Origin of the sequence: Streptomyces sp. NPDC003036 (assembly GCF_040611175.1) — a bacterium.
Classification (GTDB): Bacteria; Actinomycetota; Actinomycetes; order Streptomycetales; family Streptomycetaceae; genus Streptomyces.
Map to the genome: position 1 here is coordinate 36,739 of NZ_JBEXNO010000033.1, position 23,510 is coordinate 60,248.

Consider the following 23,510-nt stretch of genomic DNA (forward strand, 5'->3'; position numbering starts at 1 on the left):
CGGACGACGGTCTCGGCGCCCAGGTCGTGCACGCGGGCCTCCGTGTGGGCGCCGGCGACGTGCAGCTTTGCGCCCGTCGGAGCGAAGGCCAGGTCCAGGACCGCGTCGCCCGGCCCGGGCAGCGGCGCGCCCACGGGCTGGTGGGACGGTACGTCCCAGAGCTGCACCGTTCCCGCCGTGTCTCCGACGGCGAGGGTGCGGCCGTCGGGCGAGAACGCCAGGGCGGTGATCGCCGCCGGGGGGCCTGCGGCACCACGCCCGCGGCCTGTTCCGCGCGTCAGCCCCCGTGTCCCAGCTGGAGGTCGCGCTCGGTGCGCCCGCCGCCCGCCACCTGGAGGACCGTGGCCACGGGCGGGTAGCCGGAGGCGATGACCGTGTACGCGCCGGACGACAGGTCCGCGAAGCGGAAGGCGCCGTCGGGGCCCGTGATGAGCGTGTCGACGACGTTGCCCGCGGCGTCGAGCAGCGTCACGCGGGCATCCTCCACGGGGCGGCCGCCGGTGGCCCGTACGGTCCCGCGCAGCAGCGCGCCGCCGGCCAGTTCGATGATCTGCCGCGTCTCGCGGGAGGCCTGCACGCTCACCGGCAGGGCGACGGGCCGGAAGGCCGGGGCACTGGCGGCCAGGGTGTACTCCCCCGCCACCAGGTCGGCCATCACATAGCCGCCGTCGCGCCCGCTGCGCGTGGCGGCCACGACCTCGCCGCGGACGTCGGTGAGGGTGACGGCGGCGTCCCGTACGGGCGTGCCGTCGGCGGTGACGACGGTTCCGGCGAGCCGCCCGGCGCCGCCGAGCACGATGTCGAGCTCGACGGGCCGGTCGCCGGTGGTGACGGTGACGCTGACGGCCTGCGGCTGGTGTCCGGGGGCCGCGGCGATCAGCACGTACGCGCCGGGCCCCGGCACGCTGAGCGCGTACCGCCCGTCGTCGCCGCTCGCCCCGCGCCCGATCTGCCGCCCGTGGTCGTCGACGAGCGTGAGGGCGGCGCGCGGTACGCAGCTGCCGTCGTGGTGCTGGACGGCACCGCAGACGGGGACCCCGGAGCCGTACGGCGCGGACGACGGCCACGCGGGTCCGTCGGGAGCGGGAGCAGAAGCGGGAGCGGCGGCGTTGGCGGGGGTGCGCGCCGCGGGGACGGAGGCCGTGGACGCGGTGGGGACGTTCTGGGACACCAGCGGTTTCTCCTTGAGGAAGCAGGCGAGCGACAGGCCGAGCACGAGGACGGGCACCAGGACGACGACGAAGAGCCGCGGCGTCACGCCCTCGTGTCCCTGGACGTGTCCGCCCCCGGCCAGGGTGGAGACGGCGGCGGCGCCCAGGCAGCCGCCGAGGAGTCGGACCTGGAGGTGCGCGGCGGTGGCGGCGCCGAGGTCGGCGGGGGGCGCGGCCTGCTGGACGGCGGCGACGAGCGCGGGCAGCACCAGGCCGACGCCGGTGCCGAGCACGGCCTGCCAGACGCTGTGGTCGAGGACCGGCGTACCGGGTTCGAGGCGGGAGAGCAGTCCCACGCCGACGGCCGCGACGGCGCTGCCGAACACCGGGTGGATCCGGTGGTGCCCGGTGCGGGCGATGAGCTGTCCGGAGACCAGCGAGCCCAGCACGATGCCGCCCGCGAGCGGGACGAGCGGCGGCAGAGCGCCCCCCGGCGGGAGGAGCGCGGGCAGCCAGCCGGCGGCGGCGTACAGCGCCGTGCCGGCCGCCGCCCCCACGAGGCCGGTCAGGAGGAGGGGGCGCGCGAGCCCGAACGGCACCAGGGGCTCGGCGGCGTAGTGCTCGGCGACGAAGAAGAGCAGCAGCGTTCCGGCGGCGCCGCAGGCGAGGCCGAGGATGACGCGGGAGTCCCAGGCGTACCGGGTACCGGCCCAGATCGCGAGCAGCACCAGAGAGGTGGAGGCGGTGGCCAGCAGCAGCGCGCCGAGGACGTCGAACCGGCGGCGCTCGTCCGCGTACGGCGGCCGGATCGGCCTCAGCGCGGCGCCGACGACGATCAGCACCAGCAGGCCGAGGGGGGCGTTGGCGTAGAACACCCAGCGCCAGGAGACCCGCACGGCCTCGCCGACCGCCGGCCCGGCCACGGTGGCGGCCCCGAGCGCCGCGCCGAGGACGCCGAGGAAGCGGGCGCGGGCCGGGGCGGGGACGAGGTCGGCGGTGAGGGCGTGGGCTCCGGCGAGCAGTCCGGCGCCGCCGATGCCCTGGAGGGCGCGGCAGGCGATGAGCTGGTCCATGGTGCGCGACCAGCCGGCCAGCGCGGATCCGGCGACGAAGAGCACGAGGGCGGTCTGGAAGACGCCCTTGCGGCCGCGGAGGTCCCCGAGCTTGCCGTGGACGGGCAGGGTCACGGCGGCGGCGAGCACCGGGGCGGCGATCACCCACACCGACCGCGCGGTGCCGCCGAGTTCGTCGGCGATGCCCGGCAGGAAGGGGGCGACGGCGGTCTGCTGGAGCGCCGCGAGGAGCAGCGCGAGCACGAGCGCCCCGAAGACGAGGCGGACGTGCCGCTGTGCGGGGGCGTCGGCCGGGTGGTCCGGACCCGGTGGCGGCGCGTCCTCGGGAGCGGCCGCCTGCTCGTCATCGGTCAGCGTGATCCCACCCACGAACCTGCTCCCCTCCGTCGCGTCCGCTCGGGCGCCCGCTCTGACGCCTGCGCGGCGCCATTCTTCGCATTACGCGCTCAGCGGGAGCAAGCCGCCCAACTGGGGTGACGGTGGGCGTGGGAGGGAGAGCGGCCCCCGGTCATCAGGGGCTTTGCCGCGCTCCCCGGCGTGCGCGACACCGGGGAGCGGACGGCAAGATCACCCGAATCGGTGACCTCTGCCGGTGGGCCCTACTTCTCGACCTCGGACGCCAGCTTGGCGAGCACCTCGTCGTAGATGCGGCCGAGGCCCTTGGGGGCGAAGGTGCGCTCGAAGAAGCCGCCGATGCCGCCGGCGCCGTTCCAGACGGTGGTGACGACGACCCGGGAGCGGCCCTCGCCGGCGGGGGTGACGGTCCAGGTGGTCACCATGGAGGAGTTGCGGTCCTTCTCCACGAGGCGGCCGTCGCTGGGCTCGGTTACCTCCAGCAGGCAGTCGCGGACGCGCTTGCTGGTGGCCTGGAGCTTCCAGTGGACGAGCGTCCCTTCACCGTCGCCGCCCTCGCGCACCTGGTACTCGCTGAAGTGCTCGGGCAGCAGCTTCGCGCGGGTGTCCTTGTAGTCGGCCAGCGCGTCGAACACCGTCTCCGCGTCCGCCGCGATGACCCGCTCCGTCGTGGCCTCGACCTGCGCCATGCCTTGTCCTCCAGCACTCGTTCCATAAGGGGGGACCCAGCCAACCACTTGGACCGGACACGCCCAAATCGATGAGCGGGGAGAAGCGATCATGGGAACGTTTGTTCTATTGTCTGCGTCATGCGCTGGGACCATCTGAGCGACCGCTCCCCCGACGCCGTGCTGTTCGGCACGGACGCCGTCACCACCCGTACCTTCGACACCCCCGAGTTCCGGGGCATCACCTTCCACGAGGTGCGGGCCCGTTCGATCGTCAACCGGGTGCCCGGCGCCTCCCGCATGCCGTTCGAATGGACGGTCAACCCCTACCGGGGCTGCACCCATGCCTGCGTGTACTGCTTCGCCCGCAAGACGCACAGCTACCTCGACCTCGACACCGGGCTCGGCTTCGACTCGCAGATCGTGGTGAAGATCAACGCCCCCGACCTGCTGCGCCGTCAGCTCGCCTCCCCGAGCTGGCGCGGCGCGCACATCGCGATGGGCACGAACGTCGACTGCTACCAGCGCGCGGAAGGCCGGTACCAGCTGATGCCGGGCATCATCGGCGCCCTGCGCGACCGGGCGAACCCCTTCTCGATCCTCACCAAGGGCACGCTGATCCTGCGCGACCTGGAACCGATCCTCCAGGCCGCCGCGGTCACCGACGTCTCCCTCTCGGTCTCGGTCGGCTTCACCGACCACGAGCTGTGGCGCACCGTCGAGCCGGGCACGCCCGCGCCCGAACGCCGCCTCGACGTCGTACGGACCTTCACCGACCACGGCATCGAGTGCGGGGTGCTGATGGCACCGGTCATCCCGTTCCTGGGCGACCACCCCGACCAGCTGCGCGCCACCGTCCGCGCGATCGCCGCCTCGGGGGCGACCTCCGTGACCCCGCTCGCCCTGCACCTGCGGCCCGGTGCGCGCGAGTGGTACATGGCCTGGCTGCAGCGCCACCATCCGCACCTGGTGGGCCGCTACGCGCGGCTGTACGCGGACGGGGCCTACGCCCCGAAGTGGTACCAGCGCCGGATCACCCGTCAGGTGCACGAGTTCGCCGACGAGTTCGGCATAGGGCCCGCGCGCCGCCGGGGCGGAGCGCCCCCCGTCCCGGTCGCGGAGGAGCCCACCCAGCTCACCCTGCTGTGAACGGTGTGTTGATCAGGTCCTCTGATCGGGTCAAGTCTGCCCGGAAGCGGACCTTCCGGGCCGGAATGCGGGGACGATCCGCCGAGGGACCGTTCCGTCCGGCTCGGGAGGCCATATGCAGAAACGCGCCGCAGTGCTGATCGCCGCCGGGGCGGTGATGGCGAGCGCCGTCACCGCCGCCCCCTCCACGGCGGAGCCCAGAACCACCGAGCCGCAAGCCGCCGCCCTCACCTGGAAGGCGTGCGCCACCAAGCAGTACCCCAAGCTCCAGTGCGCGACGGTCCGGGCACCGCTGGACCACGAGGACCCGAGGGGCGAGCAGGTCACGCTGGCGCTGTCGCGGATCCCGCACACCGCGAAGACCTCGCAGGGCCCGCTGCTCGTCAACCCGGGCGGCCCGGGCGCGAGCGGTCTCGACATGGCCGGGTTCGTCGCGGCGTCGCTGCCCGCCAAGGTCGCGGCGCAGTACGACATCATCGGCTTCGACCCGCGCGGCGTGGGCGCGAGCAAGCCTTCGCTCGACTGCAAGCCGGGCTACTTCGCGCCCGTACGCCCCGACTCCCTGCCCCGCGACGTCGACACCGAGCGCACCAACCTCACCAGGGCGGCGTCCTTCGCGCGGGCGTGCGACGACAAGTACGGCGCCCTGCTGCGCCACATGGGCACGGTCAGCGCGGCGAAGGACCTGGACGTGATCCGGCAGGCCCTCGGCGCGGAGAAGATCAGTTACTTCGGCTACTCGTACGGCACGTACCTCGGCGCCGTCTACGCCAAGCTCTTCCCGCAGCGCGTGCGGCGGGCCGTACTGGACTCCGTCGTCGACCCGCAGGCGGTGTGGTACCAGGCCAACCTCGCGCAGGACCTCGCCTTCGACGCCCGCCACAAGGCGTTCCTGGCCTGGGTCGCGCGGCACGACGCGACGTACCGCCTCGGCACCGACCCGGCGAAGGTCGAGGCCCGCTGGTACGCGATGCGCGCCGCGCTGGCGAAGGCCCCGGCGGCGGGGAAGGTCGGCCCGGCCGAACTGGAGGACACCTACCTGCCGGGCGGCTACTACAACGGCTACTGGCCCGCGCTGGCCGAGGCGTTCTCGGCGTACGTGAACGAGAAGGACACCGCCCCGCTCGCCGAGGCGTACGCGTCACTGGCGGCGTCCGACCCCACGGACGACAACGGCTACTCGGTCTACGCGGCGGTGCAGTGCCGGGATGCCGCGTGGCCCCGCGACTGGAGCGTGTGGCACCGCGACAACTGGGCCGTCCACGCCAAGGCGCCCTTCTCCACCTGGAACAACGCCTGGTACAACGCGCCGTGCGCCTTCTGGCCCGTCGGCTCGTCCACCCCGCCGGACATCGCCAACGACGCGCTGCCCCCGGTGCTGCTCTTCCAGGCGACGGAGGACGCGGCCACCCCGTACGGCGGCGGCCTCACCGTCCACCGCGCTCTGCGCGGCTCCAGCCTGGTCGTCGAAGAGGGCGGCGGCAACCACGCCATCACCCTGGCCGGCAACGCCTGTCTCGACGGCCACCTGGCGCGCTACCTGGAGACCGGCCAGGTCCCCCGCGCCACCACCGGCGGCGCGGACAAGGGCACCGGAACCGGCACGACCGCCGACGCGGACGCGGTCTGCGCCGCGACGCCCGAGCCGAAGCCCCGGACGACCCGCGCGGCCGCCCCGCTCCCCCACCCCGCCCACCGCGGCTGACACCCCTTACGCCCTGACGCCTTACGCCTCCGGCCGCAGCCGGGCCAGCGCCTCCGTGGCGGCCCGGGCCAGGCGCGGACGGAGGCGGGCGGCTTCCAGGACCGGGCGGGCGCGGGCGTCACCCAGGTCGCCCAGGCCCTCCGCGCAGGCGACCGCCACGCGCCAGTACGGATCGCCCGGGTCGGCGAGGCGCCGCTCCAACACCGTGACCAGCGCCGGTACGGACTGGGGCGCCCGCAGCCGGGCCAACAGCCGTACGGGAGTGAGCGCGTAGGCGACGCGCAGCTCGTTGGTGGCGAGCGCGGCGGCGGCCCGCGCCGTCCGCGGATCGCCCAGCCGCGCCAGCGCGTACGCGGCGGAGACGCAGCGCTCGGGGTCCCGGTGGTTCAGCAGCAGCACGAGCGCCTCGAAGGCGCGCCGGTCACCGGCGAGCCCCAGCCGGAACGCCGCGAGCTCGCGCGCCCAGAGCGGCTGGCCGCCCCGCGTGAGCACCGCCGCGAGCTCCTCGGGGTCCTCGACGGCGACGAGCCGTTCGTACGCCTCCGACGCGCCCGCCCCCTCCGCCTCGTCCCGCAACCGGTCCACGAGCGAGCGGAACTCCTCATCCACGGCCGTCATGGCCGTCAGCGTAGCGAGCGTCACATCGTCCGGGGAGTTCCCAGGGCTGGCGCGCTCGTTACCCGCCGGTTAATCTCAAGTGAGCGGGACACACCCGCGAACGCACTCACGGCGGCCTGGTGACGCAGCCGCCGCGAGCGCCGTGTCCGTCGGTTCGGCACACCTGGCACATCTGTACGACGTGGCTCCGGGACAGGGTCCGTCGCTTCTCCACCGCGACCCGCGCGCGACGCGCGGCAGCGCGAACGCACGCACGGCGGTGCCCACGCGCCCGCCCCCGCGTTCACGCTCACGCCGAGAACGCACGCGCTCCGCGAGGCGACGCACCGCACCCGTGCGCGCCCGCGCCCCTCATCAGTCGTCACTCATCCCTGGAGTCCCGTGATGGACACCCCTCTCTCCACCATCGCCGTCGTCGGTCTGGGCACGATGGGCTCCGGCATCGCCGAGGTTCTCGTCCGGGCCGGCCGTGAGGTCATCGGCATCGACGTCAGCGAGGCCGCCGCCCGCCGCGCCGTCGGCTGCCTGGAGGCGGCCACCGCCCGCTCCGTGGCCCGCGAGCGGATCACCGAGGAGGAGCGGCGCGACATCCTCGCCCGCTTCCGCACCTTCTCCGACCTCCGGGCCGCCGCCGACGCCGACCTCGTGATCGAGGTCGTGCCCGAGTCGTACGAGCTCAAGCAGCAGGTGTTCCGGGAGCTGGACGCCGTCGTCCGCCCGGACGCGATCCTCGCCACGGGCACCAACGCCCTGTCGGTGACCCGGCTGGCCGCCGACTCCGCGCGCCCCGAGCGCGTGCTCGGCCTGCACTTCTTCAACCCCGCCCCGGCGATGAAGCTTGTGGAGATCGTGTCCTCGGTGCTGACCGCCCCGCAGGCCGTCGCCGCCGTCACGGACCTCGCCCACCAGCTGGGCAAGGAGCCCGTCGCCGTCGGCGACCGGCCCGGCTTCGTCGCCGACGGCCTCCTCTTCGGCTACCTGAACCAGGCCGCGGCCATGTACGAGTCGCGGTACGCCTCCCGCGAGGACATCGACGCCGCGATGCGGCTGGGCTGCGGCCTGCCGATGGGCCCGCTCGCCCTGCTCGACCTGATCGGCGTCGACACGGCCCGTACGGTCCTGGAGGCCATGTACGCCGAGTCGGGCGACCGCCTGCACGCCCCGGCGCCGATCCTGCGGCAGCTGAGCGACGCGGGCCTGACGGGCCGTAAGGCCGGCCGGGGCTTCTACACCTACGAGGAGCCGGGCAGCGGTGTCGTGGTGCGCGACGCGCTCACGCCGTCGGAGACGGCCGCCACGGGTGAGGTCCGCGAGGTCCGCTCCGTCGGCGTCGCGGGCTCCGGCACCATGGCGAGCGGCATCGCGGAGGTCTTCGCGAAGGCCGGGTACGCCGTGGTGCTCGCCGCCCGCTCGCTCGAGAAGGCCGAGACGGCCAAGGGGCGCATAGGGAAGTCGCTCGCGCGCTCCGTCGAGAAGGGCCGGCTGACCGCCGAGGCGGCCGACGAGGCGCTCGCCCGCGTCACCCCGGCCGGCTCCCTCGACGCCTTCGCCGACGTCGACCTCGCCGTGGAGGCGGTGGCCGAGGACCTGGAGGTGAAGCGGCAGCTGTTCGCCACGCTCGACAAGGTCTGCAAGCCGGGCGCGGTGCTCGCCACCACCACCTCCTCCCTGCCCGTGGTCGCCTGCGCCCGCGCCACCTCGCGCCCGCAGGACGTGATCGGGATGCACTTCTTCAACCCGGCGCCCGCCATGAAGCTGGTGGAGATCGTCCGTACGGTGCTGACCGCCGACGACGTCCACGCCACCGTGCGCGAGGTGACCGCGAAGATCCGCAAGCACCCCGTGGACTGCGGCGACCGGGCCGGCTTCATCGTGAACGCGCTGCTCTTCCCGTACCTGAACAACGCGATCAAGATGGTCGAGAACCACTACGCCTCGCTCGACGACATCGACGCCGCGATGCGCCTGGGCGGCGGCTACCCGATGGGCCCGTTCGAACTGCTGGACGTGGTGGGCCTGGACGTCTCGCTCGCCATCGAGCGGGTGCTGCACCGCGAGTTCCGCGACCCCGGCCTGGCGCCGGCCCCCCTCCTGGAGCACCTGGTGGCGGCGGGCTGCCTGGGCCGGAAGACGGGGCGCGGTTTCCGCGAATATGCCCGGCGCTGAGCCGTACGGGGAGTGGGGCGGGCTGCTCGGCGGGGCGGCCGAGAGGTCGGGCGGCCCGGCCCCGCAGGCGCGGTCTCCTGCACCGATGCAGTACGTTCAGGTCATGTCCCAGCCCGCTGATGCCGCCCGCCGAACCGCTCGTGCCGCCTCCTCGTCCGACGCGCCGGAGAGCGCCGCGGGCAGCCGCGCCGCCGCGCAGCGGCTCAAAATGCGCCGCGAGCTCGCGGCCGCGGCCATGGAACTGTTCGCGACCAAGGGGTACGAGGCGACGACGGTCGACGAGATCGCCGCCGCGGCGGGGGTCGCCCGCCGGACGTTCTTCCGCCACTTCCGCTCCAAGGAAGAGGCGATCTTCCCCGACCACGACGACACCCTGGTGCGCGCCGAGGCGGTGCTGAACGCCGCCCCGCCGCACGAGCACCCGCTGGACACGGTCTGCCGGGGCATCAAGGAAGTCATGAAGATGTACGCGGCGTCGCCCTCGGTGTCGGTCGCGCGCTACCGCCTCACCCGCGAGGTGCCCACCCTGCGGGAGCGCGAGATCGCCTCGGTGGCCCGCTACGAACGGCTGTTCACGCGCTATCTGCTGGGCCACTTCGACGAGCGGGACCACCACGACGGCAACGACGACCCGCTGCTGGCGGAGGTGGCCGCGTCGGCGGTGGTCACGGCGCACAACCACGTGCTGCGCCGCTGGCTGCGGGCCGGCGGGCAGGGTGACGTGGAGGCGCAGCTGGACCACGCCTTCGCGATCGTCCGGGAGACCTTCGGCACCGGCATAGGCGCCGGCCGCTCCGGCGCCGGGAGCGCCCCGGCCCCGGCGCCCGCCGCGACGGCGAGCACCACCGGCGACGTGCTGGTGACGGTGGCCCGCACGGACGCGCCGCTGGAGGAGATCATGCGCAGCATCGAGCGGACCCTCAAGGAACACGGCTAGCCGTTCCCGGTTCCGCATCGCCCGCCGGGGCTCGACTTCTCATCGAGCCCCGGCGGGCGTTTTGCATGCCGGAAAAGCGCTGACCGATCGATCATCGCTCATCTGTGACCGGCAGATGACATCTGAGAGAAATTGTTGGCACTCAGTGTCTTGCGGCCTGGCACGCGGTGTCATACGTTGATGTTGTCCGGGCGGCCGGCGTGCAGAGAACTTCTCGTACGCCGGCTGTCCCCGCACAACATCGTTGTCGCGCGCCCGGACGCCTGCGTCACAGGCACTCTTCGCGCACCACCCAGCGCTGCCAAGCCGAGCATCACCCGCCGAACCGACGGCACACACCTCCCAGAGCAGCACTTCCCCGACGTTCAACCCAGCGTCTCCCCCTCAAGACGCTTCTTCGCCGGAGGCAACACCGTGAAGGAAATCCTGGACGCGATCCAGTCGCCGGACACCACCGCCGCCGACTTCGCCGCCCTGCCGCTCCCCGAGTCCTACCGCGCGGTGACCGTGCACAAGGACGAGACCGAGATGTTCGCCGGTCTCACCACGCGCGAGAAGGACCCGCGCAAGTCGCTGCACCTCGACGACGTGCCGCTGCCCGAACTGGGCCCGGGCGAGGCCCTGGTGGCGGTCATGGCGTCCTCGGTGAACTACAACTCCGTGTGGACGTCCATCTTCGAGCCGGTCTCCACCTTCTCCTTCCTGGAGCGCTACGGAAAGCTCTCGCCGCTCGCCAAGCGCCACGACCTGCCGTACCACATCATCGGCTCGGACCTCGCGGGTGTCGTCCTGCGCACCGGCCCCGGCGTCAACGCCTGGAAGCCGGGCGACGAGGTCGTCGCGCACTGCCTGAGCGTGGAGCTGGAGAGCCCCGACGGCCACGACGACACGATGATGGACCCGGAGCAGCGCATCTGGGGCTTTGAGACCAACTTCGGCGGCCTGGCAGAGATCGCACTGGTCAAGTCCAACCAGCTCATGCCGAAGCCGGACCACCTCAGCTGGGAGGAGGCGGCAGCGCCGGGCCTGGTGAACTCGACCGCGTACCGCCAGCTGGTCTCGCGCAACGGCGCCGGCATGAAGCAGGGCGACAACGTGCTCATCTGGGGCGCGAGCGGCGGCCTCGGCTCGTACGCCACCCAGTTCGCCCTCGCCGGCGGCGCCAACCCGATCTGCGTGGTCTCCAGCCCCCAGAAGGCGGAGATCTGCCGCTCGATGGGCGCCGAGGCGATCATCGACCGCAACGCCGAGGGCTACAAGTTCTGGAAGGACGAGCACACCCAGGACCCGAAGGAGTGGAAGCGCTTCGGCAAGCGCATCCGCGAGCTGACCGGCGGCGAGGACATCGACATCGTCTTCGAGCACCCCGGCCGCGAGACCTTCGGCGCGAGCGTGTACGTCACCCGCAAGGGCGGCACCATCACCACCTGCGCCTCGACCTCGGGCTACATGCACGAGTACGACAACCGCTACCTGTGGATGTCGCTGAAGCGGATCGTCGGCTCGCACTTCGCCAACTACCGCGAGGCGTGGGAGGCCAACCGTCTGATCGCCAAGGGCAAGATCCACCCGACCCTGTCGAAGGTGTACTCCCTGGAGGACACCGGCCAGGCCGCGTACGACGTCCACCGCAACCTCCACCAGGGCAAGGTCGGCGTGCTCTGCCTCGCTCCGGAGGAGGGCCTCGGCGTGCGCGACCAGGAGAAGCGCGCGCAGCACGTCGACGCCATCAACCGCTTCCGCAACGTCTGAGGTCTGAGGTTTCCTAGATGACAGAGCGTCAGAAGGACCGGCCGTGGCTCATGCGGACGTACGCCGGTCACTCCACGGCCGAGGCGTCCAACGAGCTGTACCGGCGCAACCTCGCCAAGGGCCAGACGGGCCTCTCGGTCGCGTTCGACCTGCCGACGCAGACCGGGTACGACCCCGACCACATCCTCGCCCGCGGCGAGGTGGGCCGGGTCGGGGTCCCGGTCTCGCACCTCGGTGACATGCGCCGGCTGTTCCAGGACATCCCGCTGGAACGCATGAACACGTCCATGACCATCAACGCCACCGCCATGTGGCTGCTGGCGCTCTACCAGGTGGTCGCCGAGGAGCAGGGCGCGGACATCACCAGGCTCCAGGGGACGACGCAGAACGACATCGTCAAGGAGTACCTGTCGCGCGGGACGCACGTCTTCCCGCCGGGTCCGTCCCTGCGCCTGACCACCGACATGATCACCTACACGGTGAACCACATCCCGAAGTGGAACCCGATCAACATCTGCAGCTACCACCTGCAGGAGGCGGGCGCCACACCGGTCCAGGAGATCTCGTACGCCATGTCGACGGCGATCGCCGTCCTCGACGCGGTGTTCGCCTCCGGCCAGGTGCCCGAGGAGCGCAAGGGCGAGGTCGTGGCGCGCATCTCCTTCTTCGTGAACGCGGGCGTCCGCTTCATCGAGGAGATGTGCAAGATGCGCGCCTTCGGCCGCATCTGGGACACGATCACCCGCGAGCGGTACGGCATCGAGGACCCCAAGCAGCGCCGGTTCCGCTACGGCGTGCAGGTGAACTCGCTCGGACTGACCGAGGCGCAGCCGGAGAACAACGTCCAGCGCATCGTCCTGGAGATGCTGGCCGTGACGCTGTCGAAGGACGCCCGCGCGCGTGCCGTGCAGCTCCCGGCGTGGAACGAGGCCCTGGGCCTGCCCCGCCCCTGGGACCAGCAGTGGAGCCTGCGCATCCAGCAGGTGCTGGCGCACGAGAGCGACCTGCTGGAGTACGAGGACATCTTCGCGGGCTCGCACGTCATCGAGGCCAAGGTGGACTCCCTCGTCACCGAGTGCCTGGCGGAGATCGAGCGGATCCAGGGCATGGGCGGCGCGATGGCCGCCGTCGAGTCGGGCTACCTCAAGTCGCAGCTGGTCGCCTCGCACGCCGAGCGGCGGGCCCGGATCGAGGCCGGCGAGGAGAAGATCGTCGGCGTCAACATCTTCGAGACGACGGAGCCCAACCCGCTCACCGCCGACCTGGACACCGCGATCATGACGGTGGACCCGGCCAACGAGGCGCGGGTCGTGGCCGGGCTCCACGAGTGGCGCGACAACCGCGACGAGGGCCGGGCGCAGGAGGCCCTCGCCCGGCTGAAGGCCACGGCCGCGGGGGACGAGAACCTCTTCCCGGCGACCCTGGAGTGCGCCCGCGCGGGCGTCACCACCGGGGAGTGGGCCTGGGCGCTGCGGGACGTCTTCGGCGAGTTCCGGGCGCCGACGGGCGTGTCGTCGGCGCCGGTCGCGATCGCCGCCGAGGAGGGCACCCCGCTCGCCGCCGTACGCGAGAAGGTGGCGCGGACGGCGTCCGAGCTGGGCGCCGGGCGGCTGCGGCTGCTGGTCGGCAAGCCGGGCCTGGACGGGCACTCCAACGGCGCCGAGCAGATCGCGGTCCGCGCCCGCGACGCCGGCTTCGAGGTGGTCTACCAGGGCATCCGGCTGACGCCCGAGCAGATCGTGGACGCCGCCCTGGCGGAGGACGTGCACTGCGTGGGACTGTCCATCCTGTCCGGCTCGCACGCCGAGCTGGTCCCCGACGTGCTGGCCCGGCTGCGTGAGGCCGGCGCGTCGGACATCCCGGTGATCGTCGGCGGGATCATCCCGAACGCCGACGCCGCCGAACTGAAGCGGGCGGGCGTGGCCGCCGTCTTCACACCGAAGGACTTCGGTATCACGGAGATCATCGGCCGTATCGTCGACGAGATCCGGAAAGCGAACAAGCTCGACCCTGTGGAGGTCCCCGCATGACGACCGTCAACCGTCTCCGCCCGCGCCGCTCGTGCCTGGCGGTCCCCGGTTCCAACCCGCGCTTCCTGGAGAAGGCCCAGGGCCTCCCCGCCGACCAGGTCTTCCTGGACCTGGAGGACGCGTGCGCGCCGCTCGCCAAGCCGGAGGCGCGGCACACCATCGTCAAGTTCCTCAACGAGGGCGACTGGACGGGCAAGACCAGGGTCGTGCGGGTGAACGACTGGACCACCGAATGGACGTACCGCGACGTGGTCACGGTCGTCGAGGGCGCGGGCCCGAACCTGGACTGCATCATGCTGCCGAAGGTGCAGAACGCAGAGCAGGTGGTGGCGCTGGACCTGCTGCTGACCCAGATCGAGAAGACGATGGGCTTCGAGGTCGGCCGGATCGGCATCGAGGCCCAGATCGAGAACGCCCAGGGCCTCAACAACGTCAACGCGATCGCGCAGGCCTCCCCGCGTATCGAGACGATCATCTTCGGCCCGGCCGACTTCATGGCGTCCATCAACATGAAGTCGCTGGTCGTCGGCGAGCAGCCGCCCGGCTACCCGGCCGACGCGTACCACTACATCCTGATGAAGATCCTGATGGCGGCCCGCGCCAACGATCTCCAGGCGATCGACGGCCCCTACCTTCAGATCAAGAACGTGGACGGCTTCCGCGCCGTGGCCGGCCGCGCCGCCGCGCTGGGTTTCGACGGCAAGTGGGTGCTGCACCCGGGTCAGGTCGACGCGGCGAACGAGGTGTTCTCGCCCTCGCAGGAGGACTTCGACCACGCCGAGCTGATCCTGGACGCGTACGAGTACTACACGTCCGAGGCGGGCGGCAAGAAGGGCTCCGCGATGCTCGGCGACGAGATGATCGACGAGGCCAGCCGCAAGATGGCGCTCGTCATCTCCGGCAAGGGCCGCGCCGCCGGCATGACCCGTACGTCGAAGTTCGAAGCCCCGGAGGCGTGAGCACGATGCAGTTCGGACGTACGTACGAAGAGTTCGAAGTCGGTGCCGTCTACAAGCACTGGCCCGGGAAGACGGTCACCGAGTACGACGACCACCTCTTCTGCCTGCTGACGATGAACCACCACCCGCTCCACATGGACACGAACTATGCGGAGAAGACGACCGATTTCGGGAAGAACGTCGTCGTCGGCAACTACATCTACTCGCTGCTGCTGGGCATGTCCGTGCCGGACGTCTCCGGCAAGGCGATCGCCAACCTGGAGATCGAGTCGCTGCGCCACGTGGCGCCGACCTTCCACGGCGACACCCTCTACGGCGAGACGACCGTCCTCGACAAGACGCCGTCGAAGTCGAAGAGCGACCGCGGGATCGTGTACGTCGAGACCAAGGGTTACAAGCAGGACGGCACGCTGGTCTGCGTCTTCCGCCGCAAGGTGATGGTGCCGACCGAGCAGTACATCAAGGAGCGCGGCGGCGAGCAGCCGGGCCGCCCGGAACTCAAGGCCCAGGAGAAGTAGCCATGGCCCGACTCGCCCAGACCCACGGTCTGACCGATGTCCAGCAGGAGATCCTCTCCACGGTCCGTGACTTCGTCGACAAGGAGATCATTCCGGTCGCCACGGAGCTGGAGCACCGCGACGAGTACCCGCAAGCGATCGTCGACGGGCTGAAGGAGCTGGGTGTCTTCGGCCTGATGATCCCGGAGGAGTACGGGGGCCTGGGCGAGTCCCTGCTCACGTACGCGCTGTGCGTGGAGGAGATAGCGCGCGGCTGGATGTCCGTCTCGGGCATCATCAACACCCACTTCATCGTCGCGTACATGCTCAAGCAGCACGGCACCCAGGAGCAGAAGGACACCTTCCTGCCCCGGATGGCGGCCGGCGAGGTGCGCGGCGCCTTCTCGATGTCGGAGCCGGGGCTCGGCTCCGATGTGTCGGCGATCACATCGAAGGCGGTCAAGGACGGCGACGAGTACGTCCTGAACGGCCAGAAGATGTGGCTCACGAACGGCGGAACGTCAACGCTCGTCGCCGTCCTCGTCCGAAGTGACGAAGGACACCCCGAGGGCACCGCCCCCCACAAGTCGATGACGACCTTCCTGGTGGAGAAGGAGCCCGGCTTCGGAGAGGTCCGGCCCGGCCTGACCATCCCCGGGAAGATCGACAAGATGGGCTACAAGGGGGTCGACACCACCGAGCTCATCATGGACGGACTGCGCATTCCGGCCAATCGTGTGCTCGGCGGGGTCACCGGCCGAGGGTTTTACCAAATGATGGACGGCGTCGAGGTCGGGCGCGTGAACGTGGCGGCGCGTGGCTGTGGCGTCGCTCAGCGTGCCTTCGAGCTGGGTGTCTCGTATGCCCAGCAACGTCACACTTTCGGCAAGCCGATCGCTCAGCACCAGGCGATCCAGTTCAAGCTGGCCGAAATGGCTACCAAGGTCGAGGCCGCTCATGCCATGATGGTCAACGCAGCTCGCAAAAAGGACTCCGGGGAGCGAAACGACCTGGAAGCAGGGATGGCGAAGTACCTCGCCTCCGAGTACTGCAAAGAGGTCGTGGAGGATGCCTTCCGTATCCATGGTGGCTACGGGTTCTCCAAGGAGTACGAGATCGAGCGTCTCTACCGAGAGGCTCCGATGCTGCTGATCGGTGAAGGTACCGCCGAAATCCAGAAAATGATCATTGGGCGTCGGCTGCTCGAGGAGTACCGGTTCCAGGGTTGATTGTCGCTTTTAGGTCGGTTCGGCCGCGAAGAAGATCACACCCTGTCATCTTCTTCCGGCCGTCGACTCGGCTTCTGGCTTGCCCAGTTGCGGCCCGCAACCGATAGCATCGCCGAAAAGCCGCCGTCCCCCGCATCCGCGCGGCATCATCCGCTACGAAGGTCATCCATGCCCCACAGCCAAACCTCTGCACCTCGCGACAGCCGATTTGGCGTGCGTATCGCTCGCGGAGCATCGCCGTGGCTTCTGCCGACCGTCGCCACCGCAGCACTCAGTCTTGCCCGCGCGCGCCGTTCCAAGCGTGCCGCGGCCATCGCCGTGCCCACCACCGCGCTGGCGGCGGGCATGCTGTGGTTCTTCCGCGACCCCGAGCGCGAGATCGCGCAGGGCAGGGTCATCTCGCCGGCCGACGGGGTGGTGCAGAGCATCATGCCGTGGAAGGACGGGCGCACCCGGGTCGCCATCTTCATGAGCCCGCTGAACGTCCACGTGAACCGCGCCCCGCTGGCGGGCACGGTGACGTCGGTCGAGCACATCCCCGGCGGCTTCGTGCCGGCGTTCAACAAGGAGAGCGAGAACAACGAGCGCGTTGTCTGGCACTTCGACACCGAGCTCGGCGACATCGAGATGGTGCAGATCGCGGGCGCGGTCGCCCGCCGCATCGTGCCGTACGTGCCGCAGGGGACCAAGGTCGAGCAGGGCGAGCGCATCGGTCTGATCCGCTTCGGATCGCGCGTTGACATCTACCTTCCGGAAGGTGTCGACGTCGCAGTCGAGGTCGGTCAGACCACGACCGCGGGGGTGACTCGAATTGACCGTGATTGATCCCGACACACGGGCCGACTGGGTCGCCGACGCCGAGGCGGACATCGTCGAGGAAGCCGAGGAGATGCCGCTGTCGCTGCGTCTCTCAATAGCGGACACGCTCACGCTGGGTAACGCCACGTGCGGCTTCATGGCGGTGTACTTCACCACCACCGGCATCCTGATCCCGCACCTCACGGGCAGCCAGGAGACCGGCATGGCGCGGCACAGCGCCGCCACGGCCGTGATCCTGATGCTCCTCGCGGCGATCTTCGATCTCTTCGACGGGCTCGTGGCGCGCAAGCTGCGCAGCTCGCCGATGGGCGCGGAGCTGGACAACCTGTCGGACCTGATCAGCTTCGGGCTCGCCCCGGCGTACTTCGTACTCGTGTACGGGATGGTCGCGGACGACGCCCACCAGAAGGTCTCGGCCGTGGCCGCGATCGTGGTGCTGCTCGCGGTGGTGCTGCGGCTCGCGAGATTCAGCTGCGTGACCATGAAGGACGGCATGTTCCAGGGCATGCCCTCCCCATTCGGCGCACTGACGGTCGTCTCGATCGTGCTGCTGGAGCTGCCGTTCATCCCGACGCTGCTGGCGATCATCGGCACGGCGTGGCTGATGGTCAGCCGGGTCGAGTACCCCAAGCCGCGGGGCATCCTCGCGGTGGCGATGCTCAGCTGGATCGTCGGGGCGATGGGCCTGCTGGCGGCGTGGGCGTTCGACGCGCCGGGCGGCCAGCTGCTGCTCCAGACCGGCTGCGCGCTCCAGGTGGTGCTGGGCGCCGTGATCCCGCTCTTCGCGACGGCCCGGCGGGTGAACACCTTCCGCGACAACCGGCGCGTGAGCCGCGAGGCGCGGGCGGCGCAGCTGCCGTAGTCCTCGTACGGATGTGAGAAGGGCCCGGGTGCTTCCCCAAGCACCCGGGCCCTTCCGCTGTCTCAGCCACTGTCCCGGCCACGCTCCAGGACCTTGTAGTAGTACGTCGTCGGGTGCGGGACGCCGTCCGGGGTGAGGGCGTAGCCGGGGATCGAGCCGGCCCGCGTCCAGCCCGCCTTCCGGTAGAGGGCCTCGGCCCCGCTGCCCGTCTCGGTGTCCAGCACCAGCAGGGTGCGCCCCTCGGCGGCGGCCGCGCGCTCGGCCGTCTCCAGCAGGCGGCGGCCCAGCCCCCGGCCCCGGGCCGCGCGGTGGACCAGGAGCTTGGCGATGTCGGCGCGGTGCGGCTGGTTGGGCATGCCCGCCCGGGCCAGGCTGATCACGCCCGAGACCGCGCCGTCGGGCCCGTACGACGCCCAGACGGTCCGTACGCCCCGCTCGGTCTCCTCGGCGGCGGCGCGCCACCAGGAGGCCGCCTCGGCGGGGCTCAGCGGGGCGAGGAAGCCGACGGAGGCGCCGCTGTCGACCGCGTCCACCAGCAGCGCGGCGAGCCCCTCGGCCGCGTCGGCGTGGATCCGCCGCGCGGGGAGGGGCTCGATGCGGTGGTGGGGATCTGTGTGATCACTCATGGGGCGAGCTTCACACGGCCGGGTTTCGGCGCGGTGACGGGGGCCTCCCGTCCGGTCAGCCGCCCGGGGTGAAGCCCTGCGCCGCGGCTGCGGCCTCCGGCTGCCGCACCACCCGGGCGCCGCCGGGCACGGACTTGTCGGGCTGGAAGACGACGGTCTGTCGTGAGGAGGGTGCCTTCGGGTCGGAGAAGTCGTGGGTCACGCCGAAGCCCCCGTCGAGTGCGTTCAGGGTCAGCAGCGCCTTGCCGACGCCCTCGCGGGTCAGGTCCTTGTCCGCGCACGCCTTCTTCAGGGCCGCGCCGAAGACCTCGGCGGCGGACCAGCCCGCGACGACGCCGTTGTCGAGGGAGTCTTTCGGGTAGGCGGCGCGGTAGTCCGCCACGAGCTTCTTGGCGGCCGGGGTGTCGGCGCCGATCGGCAGGCTGGGCGTGGCGACGTAGTAGGTCTTCTCCAGCGCCGGCCCGGCCTGGGTGCCGAGCAGTTGCGGGGAGAAGGCGGAGTTGTTGCCGATGACCGGCACGGCGAGCTTCACGGCCGCGGCGACGCCGACGAAGGAGGCGGCCTGGCGGGGGCCCGTGGAGAGGAGGACCGCCTTGACCCCGGCCTGCTTGAGCGCCGCCACCTGCGCCGACATGTCGTTGTCCGTGGGTTTGATCTTCTGCTCGACGACCGTGAGCCCGGCCTGCCCGGCCATGTGCTTCGAGCCGTGGAGGGCGTTCTCGCCGTAGTCGCCCTCGAAGTAGACGTGGCCGAGCTTGTCGCCCTTCTTCAGGCCCTTCTCCTTCATCAGGAAGTCGATGGCGTTGATCGTCTCGACGTCGTACGTGGTGCCGATCACCCGGATGTACGGGCTGCCGAGTAGCTCGGCCGACCACGCCTGCGGCAGCACGAGCGCCTTGTCCCGGCCGTCGAGCCGCTGCTTCACGGCCGCCACGAACGGCGAGCCGATGAACTGCGGGAAGCCCAGCACCTCGGGCTCCAGCTCGGTGTACGCGGCGAGCGCCTTCTGCGGGTCGTAGCCGTGGTCGCGGACCGTGAGCTCCACGGTGCGGCCGCAGACGCCGCCCGCGGCGTTGAGCTGCTTGACGTACAGCTGCTGGGCCTGGGTGATGCTCTTGCCGAGAGTGGCGTACACGCCGGTCATGTCGGTGAGCGCGCCCAGCCGGATCGTCTTGGCGTCGACGCCCGTGCCGGTCTTCACGCCGTCGGCGCCGGCCGCGCCGTCCGTGCCGGTCTTCGCCTTGGCGCTGCAGCCCGCGGCCCCGGCGGTCAGGGCGACGAGCGCGGTGAGGGCGGCGGCGAGCCGCCGGTGCCTGGATGTGGTCATCGTTCCTCCGCTGGGGTGCGTGCGATGCGTGCGGTACGGGGGGTGCGTCGGGGGCGCCGGGCGGCGAGGCCGGCCAGGCCGCCGGGCAGGAAGAGCACCACCGCGACGACGGCGGCGCCGTACAGGTAGCGCGAGGCCTCGCCCGGGGCGACGCCGCCCGTGCCGGGGGCGGAGACCAGGGGCAGCGCGTCGCTGTAGCGGTTCAGGAGCTGCGGCAGCAGGGAGACGAAGACGCCGCCGACGACCGCGCCCGCCACCGAGCCGAGGCCGCCGATGACGATCATGGCGAGGTACTCGAGGGAGAGCAGCATGCCGAAGTACTCGGGCACGGTCCGCTGGAACACCAGCGCCAGCAGCACCCCGGCGAGCCCGGCGTACATCGACGACAGCACGAACGCCGCCGCGCGGTAGCGGGCCACCGGGATGCCCAGCACCCCGGCCGCGATGCGGTGGTCGCGGATGGCGTTGAGCGCCCGCCCGGGCCTGCCGCGCAGCACGCCGCGCGCGAAGAGGGCGGAGGCCGCCAGCAGCACCAGGCCCAGGTACCAGAGCTTCTCGGCGGCGCCGAACGGGACCGCCGCGACGACGAGCTCGGTGTCGTCGAAGGTGACGCCGAGGAGGCTGAGCGGCGGGACGGCGCGGCCGTTGAAGCCGCCGGTCAGGTCGTGGGCGTTGAACAGCACGTGCTGGCCGATGAAGATCAGCGCGAGGGTGGCGATGCCGAGGTACGCGCCGCGCAGGCGCCCCGCGATCGGGCTGAAGAGCCCGCCGGCGGCGCCCGCCAGCGCCACCGCGCCCACGGCGGCGAGCCAGCCGGGCAGGCCGAGGCCGGTGAGCCCGTCGGTGCCGTCTCCGGCGAGCGCGCAGTAGCCGTACGCGCCGACGGCGAGGAAGAAGGCGTGGCCCATGGACAGCTGCCCGGTGGCGCCGGTGAGGAGGTTGATGCCGATGGCTCCGATCGCGGCGGCCATCGCGAAGAGGCCGGCCTGGAGCCAGAAGCGTTCCAGGTAGAAGGGCAGGGCGGGCAGGAGGACCGCGCCGAGGGCCCAGGCGTACGTACGGGGCCGGGTGAGTTTCTTCGAGACGGTCTCAGACACGGGCGAGCTCCTTCGTACCGAAGAGCCCCGCGGGGCGGATCAGCAGGACGGCGACCATGACGAGGTAGGGCGCCAGGTCGCCGATGCCGCGGCCGAGGAACGTCAGGTCGCTCTGGTAGCCGGTGGCGAGGGACTCGGTGACGCCGACGAGCAGGCCGCCGACGAGCGCGCCGGTGGTGGAGTCGAGGCCGCCGAGGATGGCGGCGGGGAAGGCCTTGAGCGCGGCGAGGGAGGTGGAGCGCTCGAGTCCGGGCGTCGGGAAGACGGTGAGGAAGAGGGCCGCGACGGCGGCGAGTCCCCCGGCCACCGCCCACGCGCCGAGCGACACCCGCCCGAGGCGTACGCCCATCAGCGCGGCCGTGGACGGGGACTCGGCGGCGGCGCGCATGGCGACGCCCCAGGAGGTGAAGCGGAAGGCGAGCAGGAACGCCGTGATGAGCAGCGCTGCGGCGACGAACGCGGCGATCCGCGTCTGGGCGAGGGTGACGGGGCCGAGGCTCACCACCGCGTCGCCCCACGGGTCGCCGAGGGCGAGCACCTCCGTACCGATGCGGCGGGTGAGCTCGGTGGTGAGGACGATGTCCACGCCGATGGTGACGATGGCGAGGACGCTGTGGTCGGCGCCCCGGTGGCGGCGCATCACCAGGAACTCGACGGCCGCGCCGACGAGCGCGGCGCCCGCGATCCCGGCGGCGAGGGCGGGCCAGAAGCCGATGTCGTCATGGAGGACGGCGGTGACGTATCCGCCCGCGAGGAGCAGGGAGGCGTGGGCGAAGTTGACGACCTCGGTGGCGCGGAAGATGACGACGAAACCGAGCGCGATGAGGGCGTAGACGGACCCGAGGGAGAGCCCGTTGAGCAGGAGTTCGGCGAAGGTGGTCACTCGGCGGTGTCCTCTCCGAGGTAGGCGCGGACGACGGCCGGGTCGTTCTGTACGTCGGCGGGGGCGCCGTCGGCGATGCGGCGGCCGAAGTCGAGGACGGTGACCGTGTCGGCGAGGCGCATCACCACGCCCATGTCGTGTTCGACCAGGACGATGGAGATGCCGAGGCTGTCGCGGACGCCCGCGATGACGGCGGCGGTGCGGCGGCGTTCGTCGGCGGTCATGCCGGCGACCGGCTCGTCGAGGAGCAGGAGCCTCGGCTCCATGCACAGGGCGCGGGCCAGTTCGGCGAGCTTCTGCTGCCCGTACGGGAGGGAGGCGGCCGGCTGCTCCAGCTGGTCGGCGAGGCCCACGAAGGCGGCGATCTCGCGGACGCGGGCGCGGTGGCGGGCCTCCTCCCGGGTGGCGGACCGCAGCCGCAGCCCGGTGGCGAGGAAGCCGGCGCGGGTCAGGCGGTGGCGGCCGAGCATCAGCGCGTCGGCGACGGTGGCGCGGGGCGGCAGGGCCAGGTTCTGGAAGATGCGGGCGACGCCGAGCGCGGCGATGCGGTGCGGGGGCAGGGCGGTGAGCTCGTGGCCGTCGAAGCGGACGCTGCCGGAGGTGGCGCGGTAGACGCCGGACAGCACGTTGAAGGTGGTGGACTTGCCGGCGCCGTTGGGGCCGATGACGGCGTGGACGGTGCCGGGGCGGACGGTGAAGCCGACGCCGTCGAGGGCGGTGAGGCCGGCGAACCGTACGGTGAGGTCGCGGACTTCGAGGGTGGTCACGCGTCCTCCCAGGGCACCAGGTGCCGGGCCTCGGCGGCGGACGCGTCATCGGCCGCGCGCTCGTCCACGACACCGAGGTAGCGGCGGCGTACCTCGTCGGAGGCGGCGAGCTCGGCGGCGGGCCCTTCGGTCGTGACCTCGCCGACTTCGAGGACGTACGCGTGGTCGGCCAGGCGCAGCGCGAGCGCGGCGTTCTGCTCGACGAGGAGGACGGAGGTGCCCTGGGCGTGGATCTCGCGGATGGTGTCGGCTATCCGGGCGGCCATCAGGGGCGCGAGGCCGAGGGACGGCTCGTCGAGGAGGAGCAGGCGCGGGGAGGCCATCAGGGCGCGGGCGACGGCGAGCATCTGCTGTTCGCCGCCGGAGAGGAGGCCGGCGCGCTGGCGGGCGCGTTCGGCGAGGACGGGGAAGAGGGCGTGGACGCGGCGCAGGGCTTCGGCCTTGGTGCCTCTGCCCGCGGCGAGGGCGCCCGCGCGCAGGTTGTCCTCGACGCTCATGCGGGCGAAGACCTGGCGGCCCTCGGGGACGTGGCACAGCCCGGCGGCGACGACCCGGTCGGGCGGCAGGCCGTGCAGGGGGCGGTCCGCGAAGGTGACGGTGCCGGCGGTGGCGGCGCCGCCGTGGAAGGCGAGCGTGCGCGACAGGGCGCGCAGCAGCGTGGACTTGCCGGCGCCGTTGCCGCCGAGGACGGCGACGACGGCGCCCTCCGGTACGTCCAGCGAGACGTCGCGCAGGGCCCGCACCTTGCCGTACCCGGCTGTCAGACCCCGCACCCGCAGGGCGGCAGCACTCATGGATCCCCCTCGATGCTCGTTCGGTGGCGCTCACCCCAGCACCGGGG

General features: G+C 71.9%; 20 protein-coding genes. 11 read left to right on the forward strand and 9 right to left on the reverse strand.

Features of this window, described 5'->3' with window-relative positions:
• Positions 1-277 precede the first annotated feature (277 nt).
• Together ABZX67_RS23420 and ABZX67_RS23425 are read right to left on the reverse strand one after the other, a co-directional pair.
• Positions 278-2,593 carry an MFS transporter gene (locus ABZX67_RS23420; RefSeq protein WP_355363220.1) on the reverse strand — a complete coding sequence of 772 codons (2,316 nt, stop codon included), beginning with the start codon at positions 2,591-2,593 and terminating at the stop codon, positions 278-280.
• A 230-nt stretch (positions 2,594-2,823) separates the two neighbouring features.
• Entirely contained in the window at positions 2,824-3,267 is a 444-nt protein-coding gene (locus ABZX67_RS23425; protein WP_355363222.1) for an SRPBCC family protein, read from the reverse strand.
• 120 nt (positions 3,268-3,387) lie between these two features.
• Between ABZX67_RS23425 and ABZX67_RS23430 the strand changes: the two genes are divergently transcribed.
• Together ABZX67_RS23430 and ABZX67_RS23435 are read left to right on the forward strand one after the other, a co-directional pair.
• A complete protein-coding gene (locus ABZX67_RS23430; protein ID WP_355363224.1) occupies positions 3,388-4,395 on the forward strand; it encodes an Rv2578c family radical SAM protein in 1,008 nt (335 codons plus the stop codon).
• Between the two features lie 115 nt (positions 4,396-4,510).
• Positions 4,511-6,100: an alpha/beta hydrolase gene (locus ABZX67_RS23435; protein WP_355363226.1), complete on the forward strand. Its 1,590-nt coding sequence runs from the start codon at positions 4,511-4,513 to the stop codon at positions 6,098-6,100.
• Between the two features lie 21 nt (positions 6,101-6,121).
• Here the strand turns inward: ABZX67_RS23435 and ABZX67_RS23440 are convergent, their stop codons facing one another.
• Entirely contained in the window at positions 6,122-6,709 is a 588-nt protein-coding gene (locus ABZX67_RS23440) for an adenylosuccinate lyase (RefSeq protein ID WP_355363302.1), read from the reverse strand.
• Positions 6,710-7,102: 393 nt separating this feature from the next.
• Here ABZX67_RS23440 and ABZX67_RS23445 point away from each other — a divergent pair, with 393 nt between their 5' ends.
• The 9 genes from ABZX67_RS23445 to pssA all read left to right on the forward strand — a co-directional run bounded on the left by ABZX67_RS23445 (position 7,103) and on the right by pssA (position 17,969).
• Positions 7,103-8,884, forward strand: coding sequence for a 3-hydroxybutyryl-CoA dehydrogenase (locus ABZX67_RS23445; RefSeq protein WP_355363228.1), 1,782 nt, complete (start codon positions 7,103-7,105; stop codon positions 8,882-8,884).
• 103 nt (positions 8,885-8,987) lie between these two features.
• On the forward strand, positions 8,988-9,821 hold the full coding sequence (locus ABZX67_RS23450) for a TetR family transcriptional regulator (RefSeq protein WP_355363230.1): 834 nt from the start codon (positions 8,988-8,990) through the stop codon (positions 9,819-9,821).
• Positions 9,822-10,235: 414 nt separating this feature from the next.
• Entirely contained in the window at positions 10,236-11,573 is a 1,338-nt protein-coding gene (gene ccrA / locus ABZX67_RS23455; protein WP_355363232.1) for a crotonyl-CoA carboxylase/reductase, read from the forward strand.
• A 17-nt stretch (positions 11,574-11,590) separates the two neighbouring features.
• Entirely contained in the window at positions 11,591-13,603 is a 2,013-nt protein-coding gene (locus ABZX67_RS23460) for a protein meaA (RefSeq protein ID WP_355363234.1), read from the forward strand.
• Positions 13,600-14,562: a CoA ester lyase gene (locus ABZX67_RS23465; RefSeq protein WP_126884274.1), complete on the forward strand. Its 963-nt coding sequence runs from the start codon at positions 13,600-13,602 to the stop codon at positions 14,560-14,562. Before ABZX67_RS23460 ends, ABZX67_RS23465 begins: the two co-directional genes overlap by 4 nt.
• A gap of 5 nt (positions 14,563-14,567) precedes the next feature.
• Positions 14,568-15,080, forward strand: a complete 513-nt coding sequence (locus tag ABZX67_RS23470) for a MaoC family dehydratase (RefSeq protein ID WP_355363304.1) — start codon at positions 14,568-14,570, stop codon at positions 15,078-15,080.
• A 2-nt stretch (positions 15,081-15,082) separates the two neighbouring features.
• On the forward strand, positions 15,083-16,288 hold the full coding sequence (locus ABZX67_RS23475) for an acyl-CoA dehydrogenase family protein (RefSeq protein ID WP_355363236.1): 1,206 nt from the start codon (positions 15,083-15,085) through the stop codon (positions 16,286-16,288).
• Positions 16,289-16,456: 168 nt separating this feature from the next.
• Complete coding sequence (locus ABZX67_RS23480) at positions 16,457-17,113, forward strand: phosphatidylserine decarboxylase (protein ID WP_355363238.1); 657 nt, start codon at positions 16,457-16,459, stop codon at positions 17,111-17,113.
• Entirely contained in the window at positions 17,106-17,969 is an 864-nt protein-coding gene (gene pssA / locus ABZX67_RS23485; protein ID WP_355363306.1) for a CDP-diacylglycerol--serine O-phosphatidyltransferase, read from the forward strand. Before ABZX67_RS23480 ends, pssA begins: the two co-directional genes overlap by 8 nt.
• Before the next feature lie 62 nt (positions 17,970-18,031).
• Here pssA and ABZX67_RS23490 read toward each other — a convergent pair whose 3' ends face one another.
• From ABZX67_RS23490 to ABZX67_RS23515, 6 genes are read right to left on the reverse strand one after another with little or no spacing between them, the layout of a single operon-like run.
• Positions 18,032-18,595: a GNAT family N-acetyltransferase gene (locus tag ABZX67_RS23490; protein WP_355363240.1), complete on the reverse strand. Its 564-nt coding sequence runs from the start codon at positions 18,593-18,595 to the stop codon at positions 18,032-18,034.
• A 55-nt stretch (positions 18,596-18,650) separates the two neighbouring features.
• A complete protein-coding gene (locus tag ABZX67_RS23495; protein WP_355363242.1) occupies positions 18,651-19,922 on the reverse strand; it encodes an ABC transporter substrate-binding protein in 1,272 nt (423 codons plus the stop codon).
• On the reverse strand, positions 19,919-21,019 hold the full coding sequence (locus ABZX67_RS23500; protein WP_355363244.1) for a branched-chain amino acid ABC transporter permease: 1,101 nt from the start codon (positions 21,017-21,019) through the stop codon (positions 19,919-19,921). Before ABZX67_RS23500 ends, ABZX67_RS23495 begins: the two co-directional genes overlap by 4 nt.
• Positions 21,012-21,902: a branched-chain amino acid ABC transporter permease gene (locus ABZX67_RS23505; protein WP_355363246.1), complete on the reverse strand. Its 891-nt coding sequence runs from the start codon at positions 21,900-21,902 to the stop codon at positions 21,012-21,014. Before ABZX67_RS23505 ends, ABZX67_RS23500 begins: the two co-directional genes overlap by 8 nt.
• Positions 21,899-22,669, reverse strand: a complete 771-nt coding sequence (locus tag ABZX67_RS23510; RefSeq protein ID WP_355363248.1) for an ABC transporter ATP-binding protein — start codon at positions 22,667-22,669, stop codon at positions 21,899-21,901. Before ABZX67_RS23510 ends, ABZX67_RS23505 begins: the two co-directional genes overlap by 4 nt.
• Positions 22,666-23,463, reverse strand: coding sequence for an ABC transporter ATP-binding protein (locus tag ABZX67_RS23515; protein WP_355363250.1), 798 nt, complete (start codon positions 23,461-23,463; stop codon positions 22,666-22,668). Before ABZX67_RS23515 ends, ABZX67_RS23510 begins: the two co-directional genes overlap by 4 nt.
• Positions 23,464-23,510 lie beyond the last annotated feature (47 nt).